This window comes from Novosphingobium meiothermophilum (assembly GCF_003171715.1).
GTDB classification, from domain to species: domain Bacteria; phylum Pseudomonadota; class Alphaproteobacteria; order Sphingomonadales; family Sphingomonadaceae; genus Novosphingobium; species Novosphingobium meiothermophilum.
In genome coordinates, this window is record NZ_QGHL01000007.1 from 412,617 (window position 1) to 428,855 (window position 16,239).

General features: G+C 62.4%; 12 protein-coding genes. 11 read left to right on the forward strand and 1 reads right to left on the reverse strand.

Features of this window, described 5'->3' with window-relative positions:
- Positions 1–54 precede the first annotated feature (54 nt).
- The 10 genes from DKM43_RS06105 to DKM43_RS06150 all read left to right on the forward strand — a co-directional run bounded on the left by DKM43_RS06105 (position 55) and on the right by DKM43_RS06150 (position 12,213).
- Positions 55–2,628: a TonB-dependent receptor gene (locus DKM43_RS06105; protein ID WP_109797559.1), complete on the forward strand. Its 2,574-nt coding sequence runs from the start codon at positions 55–57 to the stop codon at positions 2,626–2,628.
- A gap of 72 nt (positions 2,629–2,700) precedes the next feature.
- The gene (locus DKM43_RS06110; protein ID WP_109797560.1) at positions 2,701–3,234 is read left to right on the forward strand and encodes a 2,4'-dihydroxyacetophenone dioxygenase family protein; all 534 of its coding nucleotides are present in this window, start codon (positions 2,701–2,703) and stop codon (positions 3,232–3,234) included.
- 14 nt (positions 3,235–3,248) lie between these two features.
- The gene (locus tag DKM43_RS06115) at positions 3,249–3,785 is read left to right on the forward strand and encodes a 2,4'-dihydroxyacetophenone dioxygenase family protein (RefSeq protein WP_109797561.1); all 537 of its coding nucleotides are present in this window, start codon (positions 3,249–3,251) and stop codon (positions 3,783–3,785) included.
- Positions 3,786–3,810: 25 nt separating this feature from the next.
- Positions 3,811–4,344, forward strand: coding sequence for a 2,4'-dihydroxyacetophenone dioxygenase family protein (locus tag DKM43_RS06120; protein WP_109797562.1), 534 nt, complete (start codon positions 3,811–3,813; stop codon positions 4,342–4,344).
- A gap of 12 nt (positions 4,345–4,356) precedes the next feature.
- A complete protein-coding gene (locus DKM43_RS06125) occupies positions 4,357–5,445 on the forward strand; it encodes an aromatic ring-hydroxylating dioxygenase subunit alpha (protein WP_109797563.1) in 1,089 nt (362 codons plus the stop codon).
- A 65-nt stretch (positions 5,446–5,510) separates the two neighbouring features.
- Complete coding sequence (locus DKM43_RS06130; RefSeq protein WP_109797564.1) at positions 5,511–6,350, forward strand: SDR family NAD(P)-dependent oxidoreductase; 840 nt, start codon at positions 5,511–5,513, stop codon at positions 6,348–6,350.
- A gap of 12 nt (positions 6,351–6,362) precedes the next feature.
- Positions 6,363–7,370 carry an alcohol dehydrogenase catalytic domain-containing protein gene (locus tag DKM43_RS06135; protein WP_109797565.1) on the forward strand — a complete coding sequence of 336 codons (1,008 nt, stop codon included), beginning with the start codon at positions 6,363–6,365 and terminating at the stop codon, positions 7,368–7,370.
- A 246-nt stretch (positions 7,371–7,616) separates the two neighbouring features.
- On the forward strand, positions 7,617–8,942 hold the full coding sequence (locus DKM43_RS06140; protein WP_109798038.1) for an MFS transporter: 1,326 nt from the start codon (positions 7,617–7,619) through the stop codon (positions 8,940–8,942).
- Positions 8,939–11,044 carry an alpha-galactosidase gene (locus DKM43_RS06145; RefSeq protein ID WP_236632415.1) on the forward strand — a complete coding sequence of 702 codons (2,106 nt, stop codon included), beginning with the start codon at positions 8,939–8,941 and terminating at the stop codon, positions 11,042–11,044. The genes DKM43_RS06140 and DKM43_RS06145 overlap by 4 nt, the downstream gene beginning before the upstream one ends.
- Positions 11,045–11,079: 35 nt before the next feature.
- Positions 11,080–12,213 (forward strand): glycoside hydrolase family 68 protein, encoded by a 1,134-nt coding sequence (locus DKM43_RS06150; protein WP_109797566.1) that lies wholly within the window; start codon positions 11,080–11,082, stop codon positions 12,211–12,213.
- Positions 12,214–12,302: 89 nt separating this feature from the next.
- Here DKM43_RS06150 and DKM43_RS06155 read toward each other — a convergent pair whose 3' ends face one another.
- A complete protein-coding gene (locus DKM43_RS06155; protein ID WP_109797567.1) occupies positions 12,303–13,322 on the reverse strand; it encodes a LacI family DNA-binding transcriptional regulator in 1,020 nt (339 codons plus the stop codon).
- Positions 13,323–13,597: 275 nt separating this feature from the next.
- Between DKM43_RS06155 and DKM43_RS06160 the strand changes: the two genes are divergently transcribed.
- Positions 13,598–16,099 carry a TonB-dependent receptor domain-containing protein gene (locus DKM43_RS06160; protein WP_109797568.1) on the forward strand — a complete coding sequence of 834 codons (2,502 nt, stop codon included), beginning with the start codon at positions 13,598–13,600 and terminating at the stop codon, positions 16,097–16,099.
- The last annotated feature ends 140 nt before the right edge of the window (positions 16,100–16,239 follow it).

A 16,239-nucleotide genomic window follows, 5' to 3' on the forward strand; every position in this document is an offset into this window, starting at 1 on the left:
GGGAATTGGCGTTCCGGCCGTGGGGTTCAACAATCAGAACAGGGAGAGAATGACATGAGATTTGCACCCGTCTCCACTATGGCGCTGGCAACAGCCATCGCTGTCGGCACCTTCGCCGCGCCAGTCATGGCGCAGGATCAGGCTCAGGCTGAAGACACCGGCGGCATCGCCCAGATCGTTGTGACGGCACAGAAGCGCACGGAAAACGTGCAGGACGTGCCGATTGCGATCACCGCCTTTACCGCCAGTGCTCTTCAGGAGCGCGCAGTGGGCGATGTGTCCGCGCTTTCGGGCATCACGCCGAACGTCACGCTGGACGCATCGACGCCGTTTTCGGGTTCGAGCGCCGTGCTTGGCGCCACCATCCGCGGCATCGGTTCATCGGACTTCGCCTTCAACATCGACCCGGCCGTGGGCGTTTATATCGACGGCGTCTATCTGGGCCGTTCGATCGGTGCGAACCAGGATCTGCTCGATGTGGAACGCATCGAAGTGCTCAAGGGGCCGCAGGGCACGCTTTTCGGACGCAATACCATCGGCGGCGCAATCTCGATCGTGACCCACAACCCCGGCAAGGATTTCAAGGTCAAGGGAGACATTACCACCGGACGGTTCAACCGTATTCAGGCGCGCGGCCTCGTTGACCTGCCGCTGACCGATGGTCTCAGCTCGTCGGTGGCCTTTGGGCTGCACAAGCGTGACGGCTTCCAGAAGCGCGTTCCCTATCCGAACCCCGGCGCCAATGACAGCTTCACGCTTTTCCCGGCTTCGGGCTATGAAACGCGCGAGCGGCAGGGTGGTGACAATTCGTGGAACCTTCGCGGCAAGCTGCGCTGGGATGATGGCGGCAAGTTCCGCGCAACGCTGAGCGCGGACTATACCAACATCGATCAGGAATCGACTGCCAACACCGTTCTTGCAGTCACGCCCATTCCGGGGCCGTTCGCAGGTCTTGCGGCAAACAACATTCCCGGCACCGCGCTTGATGTCGTGACCGGAAGCTCCGGCTTCCTGTTTGCCGGTCTCTACAACTTCTGCATCAGCTCCACCGCCGAGCAGATTGCTGCACGCAACGCGACCAACCTTTGCGGTCCGCGGTCGAGCAATGCCGGTTATCTGACGCTGCCCGGACTTGCCAGCCGCAACGTCGATGGCAATCCTTTCAATAACCTGCTTCCCTACGACAGCCGCTGGGTCAATACCGACAAGGACATCAGCTATGCCGACGGGAACAACTTCTCGAAGCTGAAGCAGTGGGGTCTTGGCCTCAACCTCGAATATGACCTGACCGATACCGTCGCGATCAAGTCGATCACGTCCTATCGCGAAGTGGACTTCAGGGCCGGGGTGGACCTCGACAACTCGCCGCTGCCGATCCTCCAGACCAGCTTCATTGTCGACCAGTATCAGTTCAGCCAGGAACTTCAGCTTACCGGTTCGGCGATGGATGGCGCGCTGAACTTCGTGCTGGGCGGCTATGGCTTCAAGGAAAAGGGCGATCTGCGCGACTTTGTGACCTTCTCGGCGGGGCTGCTCCAGGTTGATGGTCCGGGCAAGGTCGATACCGAAGCCTATGCCGGTTTCGGCCAGATCGACTGGCGCGTGAACGACCTTATCGGCATTTCGGTTGGCGCCCGCTACACCAAGGAAAACAAGCGCTATGACGGCGCGCAGGCCGACGTGAACGGCTTCAACTACAAGCTCTTCAACTGCATGGATCTCAACCCGGCGACGGGCAACCCCAGCGCTGCCTGCGCCACGGCGGTCGGCTTCCCGATCCCCAGCGAGCCGTTCCGCTACTATCCTACCTCGCCGAACAAGCAGACTTTCGACGACTTCTCCTACAAGCTTGGCGTGCAGTTGCACCCGACGGATGACGTCATGGCCTATGGCTCATTCTCGCGCGGCTACAAGACCGGCGGCTGGACCACCCGCCTGTCGAACCCGCTGCCGGTTGCCCCGACTTTTGGCGAGGAAGTGGCGGAGACCTTTGAAATCGGCGTGAAGTCGCTCCTGCTTGACCGCAGGTTGCAGCTCAATGCCGCCGCATTCACCACCAACTACAAGGGCATCCAGCTCAACTTCCAGCAAGGTGTTTCGCCGACGATTCAGAACGCCGGTGATGCGCGCATCCGCGGTTTCGAAGTGGAAATGGTCGCGGCCCCGACGAAGGGCTTCACCGTTACCGCATCGGCGGGCTACATCGACGCGTTCTACACCAACGTGCTTGCCCCTGCGCAGGTTGCGCCCAATCCGTTCCAGCTTGGCGTGCAGCGCGGTTCGGCCCTGCCCAAGGCGCCGAACTGGAAGATCAACCTGGCGCCGCGCTATGAAACCGAACTGGGCAATGGCGCCAAGGTGGTCTTGCTGGCTGACTGGACCCACACCACAAGCATGCGCAACGACACCGAAGGCACGATCCTGCTGCTGCGCCCGACGACCGACATCGTCAATGCCAGCATCCAGTATCAGGCTCCGGGCAACCAGTGGAACCTCACGGTGGGCGGCACCAACATCACCAACGAGCGTTACCTGATCACCGGTCAGGCCCAGATCGCTGGTGGTCAGATCTACGGCACCTACAACCGCCCTGCCGAATGGTACGTGCGGCTTGGGTTCGAGTTCTGATCTGACGTTTTGCGCGGGCAGGGCGCGCCCTGTGCGTTCCTGCCCGCGCACCAGTTCAAGTGGAGAGAGACGATGCCAGAGGCGGCGCACAGCGAGTTCTGGAAAGACATCAAGCCGGTGGAGAAGGTCTTCCGCGAAGGCGGGCTGCCGGAAGTCTATATGCCCAAGATCGCGGAAGGCGACGAACGCTACTGGGTGCCGATTTCCGAAACGGTGTTCTCCAAGCCGGTCTGGATCAGCCCGACCAAGAACATGTGGGCCGACGTGCTGATGAGCAAGAAGGCGGGGCTGGTGAACCGCCATTATCATCCGCACCCGATCTGGGCCTATACGATCAGCGGCAAGTGGGCCTATCTTGAACATGAATGGACCGCGACGGCGGGCGATTTCGTCTATGAGACGCCGGGTGAGAGCCACACGCTGGTCTGTTATGAGCACGAAGATCCGATGAAGGTCTTCTTCGTCGTATCCGGCCCGCTCATGTGGCTGGATGACGATGGCAACACCGTGGGCCATTACGATGTGTTCGATTACATCAAGGCCGCCCGCGAACATTATGACCGTGTCGGCATCGGTGCCGATTACGTCGATACCCTGATCCGTTGAGAGGAACGCGCGCGATGTCCGTGATGACCGCACCGCCTTCGAACAAGGCCGAAATCGTTGACGTGCCCTTCGCGCACAAGGAGCTTGTCGCCCGCCTTAGCCCAGGCGGCCGCTACATCGATGCGCAGACCGACGTCGACAGCCCGTGGGTGCCGTTCGGAGACAATGCCGCGATCAAGCACTTGGCGTTCGATGTGCGGCAGAACCTGTTCTCGAACATACTGTGGGTGAAAGGACCGGGCGTGATCGGCACGCACCTGCATCGCGGCACGATCACCATGGTCTGCCTTGAAGGCAGCGTGCGCTATCTTGAATATGACTGGGTGGCCAGTCCCGGCGGCCTGATCCTTGAGGTTCCCGGCGAAAGCCACACGCTCGTGACCGAGCATCCGCATGGGTGCAAGCTGTTTGGCTGGATGCAGGGTCCGATCGACTTCTTCGACGAGCACGGTGCTCTCGTCGAGACGGCTGACGTGTGGTGGTATATCCATCATTACGAAACCTACTGCCGCGAGCACGGTATTCCCATCAATTCCAAGCTCTATCTGTGAGCCTGACCAAGCCTGCGAGGAAACGATGGCCACGATGAAAGCGCCCCCTTCCGGGGCATACAAGATTGTCGACGTTCCCGAACTCTATGGCGATCTGATCAGGGCGAAAGGCGTGGAGGGCACCTATGTCGGTTCCTCCGAGGCGGAAAGCCCGTGGGTTCCCTTCGGGGACAACGCTGCCATCCGTCATCTGGCGTTCGACGTGCGCGAGAACGTCTATGTCAACATCCTTTGGATCAAGGGCCCCGGCGTGATCGGCACGCACAAGCACCGGGGCCGAGTCTGGGCAGTGGGTCTGGAAGGATCGTTCCGCTATCTTGAATACGACTGGGTTTGCCGTCCGGGCGATTTCATCACCGAAACACCGGGCACGGCTCATACGCTGGTGACGGATGATCCCAACGGGATGAAGGCGCTGTTCCACATGCAGGGCGCCAACGAGTTCTTTGATGAACACGGCAACCACGTGGAAACGCTCGACGTCTGGTGGTTCATGAACCATTACGAGAGCTATTGCCGCGAGCACGGCATCGCCATCAATCCCGCGCTTTACCTTTAAGGCGGGCGGCGCATGACGGTGGCTGCGATGGATGGAAAGGCCCCGGTTCCCAAGCTGCCGGGCAAGGCGGCCGGAACCTATCTGCGCAACTCCTGGTATGTTGCCGGTTGGGCATCGGAGCTTGGCGATGCGCCGCAGCAGCGGACTTTCCTGGAGGAACCGGTAGCCCTGTTCCGCGATGGTTCCGGGCTGGCGCAGGCGGTAAGCGGGCGCTGTCCGCACCGCTTTGCGCCGCTGGGCCACGGCAGCGTTGTGGATGGCGCCTTGATGTGCCCTTACCACGGGCTGCGGTTCGACGGTGCAGGGCGCTGCGTTCATAATCCGCATCCGGGCGGGCAACTGCCGGATGTGCAGATCAGGGTCTATCCGCTGGTCGAGCGTCATGCGTTGCTCTGGATATGGATGGGCGATGCGGAAAAGGCCGATTCCGCCTTGATCCCGGATTTTTCGTGGCTTTCCAACCCCAGATGGGAGGCCGTGCGCGGCTCCACCCTCGCCGAGGGGCATTACGAACTGTACAGCGACAATATCCTTGATCTCAGCCACGCGAATTTCGTTCATCCCGCACTCGTCGCCAGTGCCTTCACCGAAGGCGAGCGCAGGTTCTGGCAGGAAGGCGAGAACGTCTTTGCCGAATATGTCCGTCTTAATGATTACCTTTCGGTGGGCATTTCAGCGGTCATGGGCACCGAAGGACGCAGGCAGGACTTCTATGGTCTGGTCCGGTGGCATGCGCCAGCCGTGCTCTATTTCGACTTCCGAGCCGGAGAGCCGGGCACGCCCCGCGAGGCGTGCACCCTGCTGCCCTCGCTCCACGCCTTCACGCCGGAAACGCCCGACACGACACACTACTTCTGGGCCACCGCGCGCGACTACAAGCTGGGCGATGCCGAATTCACGGCAATGATGCGCGGCGCGCTGGAATATGCCTTCGAGCAGGAGGACATGCCGATCATCCGCGACAGTCACCGGCTGATGCGGGGCGAAGACTTCTGGGATCTGCGCCCCCTTGTCCTTGGCGGCGATGGTGGCGGCGTGCGCGCCCGGCGAATGCTGCAACGGCTCATCGAACGCGAGCGACAGGCAGGCGCTGCTGGATAAGCGCCAAGGCTTGGCATCGAGTGCGATGAAGCGCGAGTGACATGGTGACAAACAGAGGGATGCCAATGGGAACGCTTGACAAGTTCAACATCGCTGGGCGCACGGCACTCGTCACCGGCGCTGCATCGGGCATCGGTCTGGCCTATGCCGAGGCCATGGCCGAGGCCGGTGCTGCGGTGACGCTTACCGACATCGACGCGGAAGGCGCCGAACGCGAGGCGGCGCGGCTGCGCGCCGAGGGATACGAAGCTCGCGCGGACCAGCTTGATGTTTCGGACTGGGATCAGGTGGTTGCTGCATTTAATGCCCATGCCGCAGCTTATGGCGGGCTGGACATCTGCTTTGCCAATGCCGGGATCGATACCGGTGCGGGCTTCTGGAATCCGGCGGGCCATCGCAATCCTGAAGGGCAGGTCGATACCTACGATCACGAGCGCTGGAACCGCTCCATCGCGGTAAACCTCAACGGCGTCTTCTATACCGTGAGCAACGCGGTGCGGATCATGAAACAGGAAGGGCGGGCGAATGGCCGGACGGGCGGCTCGATCATCACCACCGCTTCGAATGCCGGTTTCGTGACCGAGCCGATCGTGGGTCTGCCCTACATGCCGGCCAAGGCCGGTGTTCTGCACATGGTGCGCGCGCTGGGGCTTGAACTGGCCGAGTTCGGCATCCGGATCAATGCCATCGCGCCGGGGCCGTTCGTCACCAATATCGGCGGAGGCTGGGTGAAGAAGGATCCCGTGGCTCGCGCGGCATGGGATGCCATAATTCCGCTGGGCCGGATGGCTGAAACCGACCAGATCAAGCCCCTTGCCCTGCTGCTGGCGTCCGATGCTTCCGATTACATGACCGGCAGCCACTGCGTGATCGATGGCGGCATGATGCTGGGCAAGTTCAAGTAGGGAGGCTTTGCCATGCGCGCCGCCGTGATGCAGGGCCTGCACCGGCCTTTGGCGATAGAGAACGTGCCCGATCCTGTGCCGGGCGAGGGCGATCTGGTGGTGAAGGTGGGTCGCTGCGGTATCTGCGGCTCGGACCTGCACATGACCGAAGACCCGGCCTATGGTCAGGGTGCTGGTTCCATCCTCGGCCACGAGTTCGCCGGCGAGGTGGTGGCGCTGGGCAAGGGCGTGGAGGGGCTGAAGCCCGGCGATCTCGTTGCTGTCATTCCCCTGCAAAGCTGCGGGAATTGCCACGCCTGCCGGACGGGCGCCGTGCAGTGGTGCGAGCAGTTCGGTCTGCAAGGTGGCGGCTATGCCGAATATGCCCTGACCCGCCCGAACCAGTGCGTGCGTCTGCCGGCGAGCGCCAGTCTTGCCGATGGTGCGATTGTCGAGCCGCTGGCGGTTGCCTTGCATGGCGTCGCGCTGAGCGGGATGCGCATAGGCGACAGGGTTCTTGTCGTCGGTGCGGGGCCTATCGGGCTTGCGGTTGCGTTCTGGGCGCGGCGCCTTGGCGCGGGGCGGGTGGTTGTTCAGGACATTGCCGAATGGCAGCGGAACCGCGCCTTGCAGATGGGAGCGCATGATTTCGTGGTTGACGCCGCCGACCCTGTCGGTGCCGCCCAGCGCGCACTGGGCGGCAATGCCGACGTAGTCTTCGAATGTGTTGGCGCGCCGGGGCTGATCGCGCAATGTGTGGAACAGGTGCGCAATGATGGTGCCATCGTGCTTCTTGGACTTTGTACCAAGCCCGATACCTTCAACAGCTTTGTCATGTTGTCCAAGCAGGTCCGGCTCGTGACATCGGCCTTCTTTACCCGTCAGGAATACGAAGCGGCGCTGGATGCGCTGGATCGTGGCGCAGTAGAGCCGCGGCTGCTGGTGACCGATACTATCCCGCTTGGGGCAACGCCTGAGGTGTTCGAGGGTTTGCGCAGGCGCACGCACCAGTGCAAGGTGCTGATTGATCCGGCAAACTGAATGACTTGACTGGCGGTTCCATCAGGCCGCCGCTTTCTTCGCGGAGCGGGCAACCTCTTCCGGTCAATTTATGCAATCGATTGTTGTAATCGCCATGAAGCTGTGACATGGTTCATCCCGCAAAGCCAGAAAGGCAACCGGGGGAGTGTCGGAATGAGTGCAGGCGCGGATTTCAGCGGGCCGGTGCCGGGCGTTGAGGCGGTTGGCAAGCCGCGTCCGCGGCTTTCCCTGTTGCGCATTCTTGAGATGAACCTTGGCTTTCTGGGCCTTCAGTTCAGCTTCGGCCTGCAACAGGGGAACATGGGGCCGATCTACAGCTATCTTGGCGCCGACGAGGCGCAATTGCCGTTGCTCCAGCTTGCGGGGCCGATCACGGGCCTGGTGGTCCAGCCGATCATCGGCGCGATGAGCGACCGGACCGACAGCCGCTGGGGGCGGCGCACGCCCTATTTCCTGATCGGTGCGGTGCTCTGCGCCCTTGGCCTGTTCTTCATGCCGTTGTCCTCCTCGATCCTCATGGCCATGTCGCTGCTCTGGATTCTGGATGCGGGCAACAACATCACGATGGAGCCTTACCGGGCCTATGTCTCGGACCGTCTCAATCCCGATCAGAGGCAGCTCGGCTTTCTCTCGCAAAGCGCCTTTACCGGTCTGGCGCAGATGCTGGCCTTTCTCACCCCTTCGCTGCTGGTGGGGCTGGGCATGGATCAGGACTGGGTGGACGATCACGGCATTCCCTATACCGTGCGCGTCGTGTTCATGGTGGGGGCGGCGCTGTCGCTTGTGACCATCCTCTGGTCCATCGTGCGCGTGCCGGAACTTCCGCTCTCGCAGGCCGAACGCGATCATATTCGCGCGCAGCCGAAGGGTGCTTGGGCAACGCTGCGCGAAATCGGCGCCGCGATCATCGAAATGCCGCAGGCCATGCGCAAGCTTGGCCTGATGAGCCTGTTCCAGTGGGCGGGCATGTCCGGTTACTGGACTTATGCGGTCTATTCGATGAGCCGGTCGGTCTATGGCACGACCGATGTGCACAGCAGTGCGTTCCATTCCGCCGTGCTGACCAACGGCGAAGTGGCGGCATTCTACAACGCGGTCGCCTTTGTCACCGCATTTGCCATGGTCCCGCTGGCCCGGCGCATCGGGCCGGGGCCGCTTCATGCGCTGTGCCTGTTTGCCGGAGGGCTGGGAATGGCCGTTTTGCCCAACGTGACCGACAAGGCCCTGCTTTTCGTTCCAGCAATCGGCATCGGACTGGCCTGGGGGAGCATCATGGGCAATCCCTATGCCATCCTGACCAATGCGATCCCGCCTGCCCGCACCGGCGTTTACATGGGCATCTTCAACATGATGATCGTCATTCCCATGCTGATCTTCGCGGTGGTGATGAGCAGGCTGGATCTCGGCTTCGTTGCGCTTGGCTTCGATGCCTACAAGCAGGTGCTGGGCGGTGATCCGCGCAACATGCTGATGTTTTGCGGTGCGAGCCTTGGGCTGGCGGGTCTTTCGGTGCTCTGGGTCCGCGAAGGGCGGGCAAGCGCGGTTGCACATCAGGCTCTGGCGGCTGCATGATGGCACGGATCGTCACGCTTGATGCAGGCCAGGGCACGATGGCCTGGGAACTGCGCGGGGATGCAGGCGTGCCGCTATGGCGCCACTTCGGGCCGCGGGCGGAGGTGGCAGGGTTGGCACCGTTGGCCGATGAGCGCACACCCGCATCCTTCTCGCTCGACCATGATGTTCCGCTGACGATTGCGCCCGTGGGCGGGCAGGGCTGGTTCGGGCCGGAACAGGTTCGTCTGCGTCGCGAAGGTGCGGCGCTTGCACTGACTTTTGCGCTCGCCGATTGCAGGGTCGAACACGATTGCGCCCTGTTCATCCTGCGTGATGGAGTGGCAGGGGTGGAACTCAGCCTGTCATTCCGTATCAAGGGCAGGGCGTGGACCTGTGCAAACAGCCTGCGCAATGTGGGCGATGCGCCCTTCGAAGTGGAATGGCTGGCCAGCGTTCTTGTGCCGGTGGCCGCCGAGGCGCGCGAGATTGTCTCATGGCGCGGCCGCCACAATGCCGAGCTGGTCGAGTGCCGCGATCCCATGCCGGGGCAGATCTGGCTGCGCGAGGGGCGCAGGGGCATTTCCGGCCATGGCGGCCCAGCCGGATGCTACATTCTTGATGAAGGCGCGGGTTTTGCCAGCGGCACCGTGCGTGCCTTGCAACTGGCGTGGTCGGGCGACAGCCGTTTGGCCGTGGAGCGTGACGACGAAGGGTTCTGGATCGCCAGCGCCGGGGCGGTGCTTCAGCCAGGAGAAGTGCAGTTGCAGCCGGGCGAGGAATGGTCAGCCCCCGATGCCATCGTGGCGGTATCGTGCGACGGTCGCAACGCAGCCGCCGCCGCCTTCCACGATGCCGTGCGTGCCCGTTTGTGCTGGCCGGGAGAGGCAATGCGGCCAAGGCCGGTTCATCTCAATTCGTGGGAAGCCTGTTACTTTGACCATGACGAGGAGCGCATCATCGCGCTGGCCGAGGCCGCCGCGGCAATAGGCGTTGAGCGCTTCATCCTTGACGACGGCTGGTTTGCGGGGCGCCGCGATGATGCTGCCGGGCTGGGCGACTGGACCGCCGATCCGGCAAAGTATCCGCGCGGGCTTCTGCCACTGGCCGAGCGTGTGAAGGCGCTTGGCATGGAGTTCGGCCTTTGGGTCGAACCGGAAATGATCAATCCCGACAGCGATCTTTATCGCGCCCGACCCGACTGGGCACTGGCGCTTGGCGGGCTTGGCCGTCCGACCGCGCGCAACCAGCTTGTGCTCGACATGCGTCGCGGGGACGTGCGCGATTACCTGTTCGGGTGCATCGACCGGCTGCTTTCGCACTTGCCCATCAGCTATCTCAAGTGGGATCACAACCGCGACCTTGCCCCCGCTGGCGGCGCTGCGCAGGTGCGCGGGACATATGCTCTGATGGCGCGGGTTCGCGCTGCGCATCCTCATGTCGAAATAGAAGCCTGCGCCGGGGGCGGCGGACGTAACGATGCGGGCATGGCGGATTTCTGCCATCGCTGGTGGACCAGCGACAACATCGATGCCGCAAGCCGCATCGCCATCCAGCGCGGCTTTCTGGCATTCCTTCCGCCGGAAGTCATGGGATCGCATATTGCGGCAAGCCCGGCTCATGCAACCGGGCGGCGCCATGCGCTGGGCTTTCGTGCAGCAATGGCCATGTGCGGGCACCTTGGCGTGGAAATGGACCCGCGCACACTTTCCGATACCGAACGCGCCGAACTTGCGGGCTGGATCGCGTTTCACAAGCAATGGCGCGGCCTGCTGCATCCTGGCAGCGTTTGGCTGGGTGAAGGGGCTGACGGGCTGGTCTGGCAGGCGCAGGGCAACGAGCACGAGGTGCTGCTGTTCGTCATCCGGGCAGCGCCGCCGCAGGATCGTCGTCCGCAGCCGCTGCCGCTGCCGTTCGCGGGAGCGCAAGGCCACTGGCAGGTCCAGTTGCTGCGCGTCGGTGGCGGAGAGGGCGGACATGCCAGCCACAGCGCCCCGTTCTTCGATGCGATGGTGCAGGCACCACTGGCCATCCCGGCAAGCTGGCTGGCGCGCCATGGTTTGTCACTTCCGCCAACGAAGGCCGAAACCGTTCTTGTCTATCACCTTTGGCGCACAGTCTGACGGTCACACGTTCAAAGCCAATCAGAAAGTCCTTCATGTCCGAGATTCTCGTCCATTCCGATGCCAAGGCCGCCTTCGGTGCGACCCGCTGGGAACCTTGCGCTTTTGCTGCGCCCAAGCGCATCCCGATCATCGGTGCGGACCAAGTCGTCAGGCTGTTTGCCGACCTCGATCTGTGGGACTGCTGGCCGCTGGCGCACGAGGACGGCCGGACCGTCAGCCATCAGGGGCGAAACTGGTGGTTCTTTCTTTCAGCGCCGGCCTTTCCTGATCCCGTGGACCGCCATGGCCATGCCCGTATCCGGTTGCTGTCGCTTGGCGCTGATGGCTGGCACGATCACGGCAATGCCTTCCCCGACGGATTTACCCCCGGCAGCCGCGAATGGGCAGGCTCATGTGTCCTGATGGACGATGGCGTGACGGTGCAGCATTTCTTCACCGCATCGGGCCGCCGTGGTGAGCCAGCGCCCACCTTCGAACAGCGCCTGTTCGCAAGCGAAGGGCGATTGGGCACTGATGGGCCCGGTGACTGGCAGGTTCCGCGCGAAATCGTTGAAGCCGATGGTGTGCGCTATGTGCTCGACCGGCAGGACAAGGGCGCGCCGGGCCTTATCAAGGGGTTCCGCGATCCGGCCTGGCTGCGCGATCCCGCAACCGGCAAGGCGCACCTGTTGTTCACCGGCAGCGCGGCATGGTCGAACCATGCTTTCAACGGGGTGATCGGCATTGCCACACTGGAACACGGCGAATGGCGTCTCGGCGATCCGCTGGTCGAGGCCGTGGGAGTGAACAACGAGCTGGAGCGGCCGCACGTGGTGATCCGCGACGGGCGTTATTACCTGTTCTGGTCAACCCAGACTCACACCTTTGCGCCCGATGCGGCGGCCGGGCCCAATGGCCTTTATGGCATGGTTTCCGAGAGCATCGAAGGCCCCTGGCGTCCGGTCAACACGGGGGGGCTGGTCGCGGCAAACCCGGACGCAGAGCCGAAGCAAACCTACAGCTGGTGGGTTACGGGTGAGGGCGAAGTGTGGAGCTTCGTTGACTACTGGGGTATGGCCGGTCGCACGCTTGCCGATCATCCCGAATTGCTGCGCGGCAATTTCGGCGGAATCCCTGCGCCGCGCTTCTGTCTGGAGTTTGACGGCGACCGGGTTTTGGTGGCCTGATCGCTGACGCCTTAGCGAATGCCCGCCCGTTCAATAGTGGTCTTTGCGCAGGGGCAGCCGCCCATAGCCGCCAGACGGCTTTCGTGCGATCAGGCGCTTTCGCGCACTATCAGTTCGGGTTGCATAACCGTAGAAGGCGCGTCCTCGCCCGCGATCCGGCGTTGGAGTGCGGCAACCATGGCCTTGGCACCTGCCGCAATATCCTGACGCACCGTGGTCAACTGAGGGACCATGCGGGACGCAATCGGCAGGTCGTCGAAGCCGGTGACGGCCACTTCATCGGGCACGCTCCGGCCGCGTTCATGCAGCAGCCGGATCGTGGTCATCGCGATGATGTCGGATGCGCAGACGATGCCGTCCACTGCCTTGCCAAGCTGATCCAGATGTCCGGCAATCTGGTCCGCCATCTCGTCGCTTGCAAGATGCGTGGAGAAGGGCTGAAGACTGGCACCTGCTACGGCAGATACGGCACTGTTTGCGCCATGAAGCCGGTCGGCGATCTCCGGGCCATTGGTATCTCCAAAGAACGCCAGACGCCGTGCGCCTCTCTTCAGAAGGTGTTCGGCGGCAAGCCTTCCGCCGGCAGCGTTGTCGACCCCGACCGTGCACTGCACCTGACCTTCGCGATGGCTGCCCCAGACAACCAGCGGCCGGTATTCGCGCGCGACACGTTCGATCACTGCGCTCTGGTTCGACTGACCGATCACGAATGCGCCATCGAGCATTCCCGAATCGACGATGCGGTCCAGCCATTCGTCATCACCGGGAATGACGCGCGAAAGCATGATGTCATGTCCGCTTTCGGTAAGTTCATCAGCCAGATAGCCGAACAGGGTCATGAAGAACGGGTCGGAAATGTGCTGGCGGCGTTCGTGGCCCAGGGGGATGACCACACCGATCACGCCTGTCTGCTGTGTGCGCAGGCGCCGAGCCATCTGGTTCGGTCGAAACCCATGTTCGCGGGCCAGCGCCTGAATGCGCTCGCGCGTTTCCTTGTTGACCAGCGACTTGTTTGCAAGCGCGCGCGATACGGTCCCAGCCGAAACGCCCGCCATGCGCGCGAGTTCGGCGATATTCCTGATCTTTTGCGGCTTGTGCGCGTCGTTCATCGCAAGAGGTGTTCCTCGGTGAATGCAGGGTTTTCCCCGCCCCGGTTCCGTTCGGCCGGTGTGATGGAGCGCATTACCAGCGAATGTCAACCGGAATGGACCAAGCTTTCCGGCGTTGCAGACGCTTTAGGTGTTGCGCGAGTGCAACGAGATCATCTTCGTCGCGGCTTCGGATACAATCGATTGCGAAAAGGATTGCAAACGATTGTATCACAGATTAACAAGCCCTGACTGATTCCTGCAAACGACGCAGGAGCTTTTTGGCGGGAGGAAATATGAAGCTGTCTCCACTTTATGCCTGTGCATCGTTCGTTGCGCTTTCCGCAGCGCTTGGTGCCGCGCCGGTCATGGCGCAGGATGCCGCGCAGAGCGACGCCGCGCCCGAAGCTGTCGGGCTAGACGCCATCGTCGTGACGGCATCGGGCCGCGACAAGACCCAGCTCAACAGTGCAATTTCGGTCAGCTCGATTTCGGCTGACACGATCCAGGCAATCCGCCCGACTTCGGAAGCTGAAGTTTTCCGCGCCATTCCGGGCATTCAGGTTGCGGGCACGGCCGGTCCGGGCGGCAACTCGAACATTGCGGTTCGCGGTCTTCCCGTAGCGACGGGCGGTTCGCCCTTCGTGCAGATCCAGGAAGATGGCCTGCCGACCGTCCTGTTTGGCGATATCCAGTTCGGCAACAACGACTACTGGACCCGATTCGATGCCTCGGTCGCCAATGTCGAGGGCGTGCGCGGCGGTTCCGCCGGCACTTTTGCCTCGCAGGCACCGGGCGCGGTCATCAACTACATCAGCCACACCGGCAAGCAGGAAGGCGGTTACGTCTCGATCAACCGCGGTCTGGGCTATGACGAGACGCGCGTCGACTTCCGTTATGGCGGCCCGATCAACGACACCCTTTATTTCCACGTCGGCGGCTTCGTGAAGAACGGCCGTGGTCCGCTCCAGATGGATTACACGGTGTCCGATTCCTTCCAGGTCAAGGGTAGCGTCACGAAGGAGTTCGATGAAGGCCGCGGCTACTTTCGCGTGCTCTTCAAGGTGGCCGATACGCAGGAGCCGAACTATACCGGCTCGCCAGCTCTGGCCACGGTCAACGGGCGCAAGATCAGCAATGTGCGTGCCTTCCCCGGTTTCGATGGGCGTGAAAGCTCGAACTATTCGATCTACAATCAGGACTTCCTGATCTACAATCGTGAGGGCAACCTTGAGCGTGTCCGCATGGACGGCATCACCACCAAGGCAACATCGTTCGGCGGCCAGTTCCACTACGAGTTCGACGGCGGGATCACCGTCGACAACAATATGCGCTATACCGACATGAGTGGCGCCTTTGCTTCGCCGTTCCTGAACGTGGCGCGGACATCTTCGGTTCTTGGCTCGACGGTCAACGGACGGACGGTGGCTGCCATTCGCTATGCCAGCGGCCCAAAGGCGGGGCAGCTCTTCACCGACACCTATCTCGACAACAACGTGAACGTGCGCACCAACATCCGCGACATTGGCAGCTTTGCCAATGATCTGACTGTTGCGGGCAAGTTCGATGTGGCAAGCGGCAAGCTGACCACCCGCGCTGGTCTGTTTTTTATGAACCAGAAGATCGCGATGGACTGGCACGTCAACAAGTCGCTGCGCGAACTGAACGGCGACAATCCCTCGCAGCTCGACCTGTTCGACAGTGCGGGCAACAAGCTGACTCAGGCGGGCCAGTCGGGCTACAACAACAACTGGGGTGAATGCTGCGCGCGCGACTATGATCTGTCCTACGCCAACACTGCGCCCTATCTCTCGCTCGATTTCGATCATGACCAGTTCGGGGTCGATGGCTCGGTGCGCTTCGAGCGCGTGAAGGCCAGTGGCTATGCCATCGGCGGCGGTTCGGAGTTTCTGGTCAACAGCGGAGGCGTGAACATCCCCACGATAACCGCCAACGGTGTGCGCGAGAACCTCGACTATACCCGCAGCTATACATCTTGGACGGTGGGCGCCCTGTTCAAGGCCACCCCGAACATCACGATCTTTGCGCGCACCTCGCGCGGCGGCCGCTTCAACAGCGATCGTCAGACGCTGGGCGGCAAGATCCGCAACGACGGGGCACTGTGCACTTCCGCCGATATCGGGCGCAATGGCTGCTCGGCTGATGGCGTGACGCCCTCGGTCGATTTCGTGACCCAGCACGAACTGGGTGTGAAGAGCCGCGGTGATCTGCTGGGCGGCAGGTTCACGATGGAAATGACGCTGCTCAAGGGCAACTTCAAGCAATCGACCTACGAACTTTCGGCAACCCGCTGCCCCGGCGGTTCGGGTGGATGCGTGATCGACGCCAAGTTCAAGTCGACCGGCGCGGAGTTCTTCGCAACCTATCGCAACGGCGGCTTCAGCTTCACCGGCAACGCCACCTATTCGAAGGCGCGCCGCCAGGCTGCCGGGGCAACCGCGTTCAGCCGTGCACCGGGCCTGCCGGATCTGATCTATACCGCATCGGCCAACTATGACTTCGGTGATCTGGTCACGCTGGGCCTTGCGGTCACGGGCCAGACCAGCTCGATCGATGATGCCGGTTTCGAGTATCCGGGCAACGCGATCTTCAACCCGTCGATCCGCGTCTATCCCATCCGCAACCTCGAACTCGGATTGCAGGTTTACAACGTGTTCAACACGTTCGACCTGCGCGGTAACGGCAACGTGGTCGATCCGTCGGTTTCGCCCACGGTCATCTCCGGCGCTCCGGCACTTGGCCGCACGGTGTCGGCCTCGGTCCGTTACAACTTCTGATGCCGGGCATGGCGGCGCCCTGCAAAGGTGCGCTGCCATCCCCGCTTCGGGTCGCAAGGCAGGGCGGGCTGAGTGCGCGACGCGCCTCTGCCCGCCATTGTCTTCGGGTTCACGTTTCCACATCGCCGCAAGAGCGATAG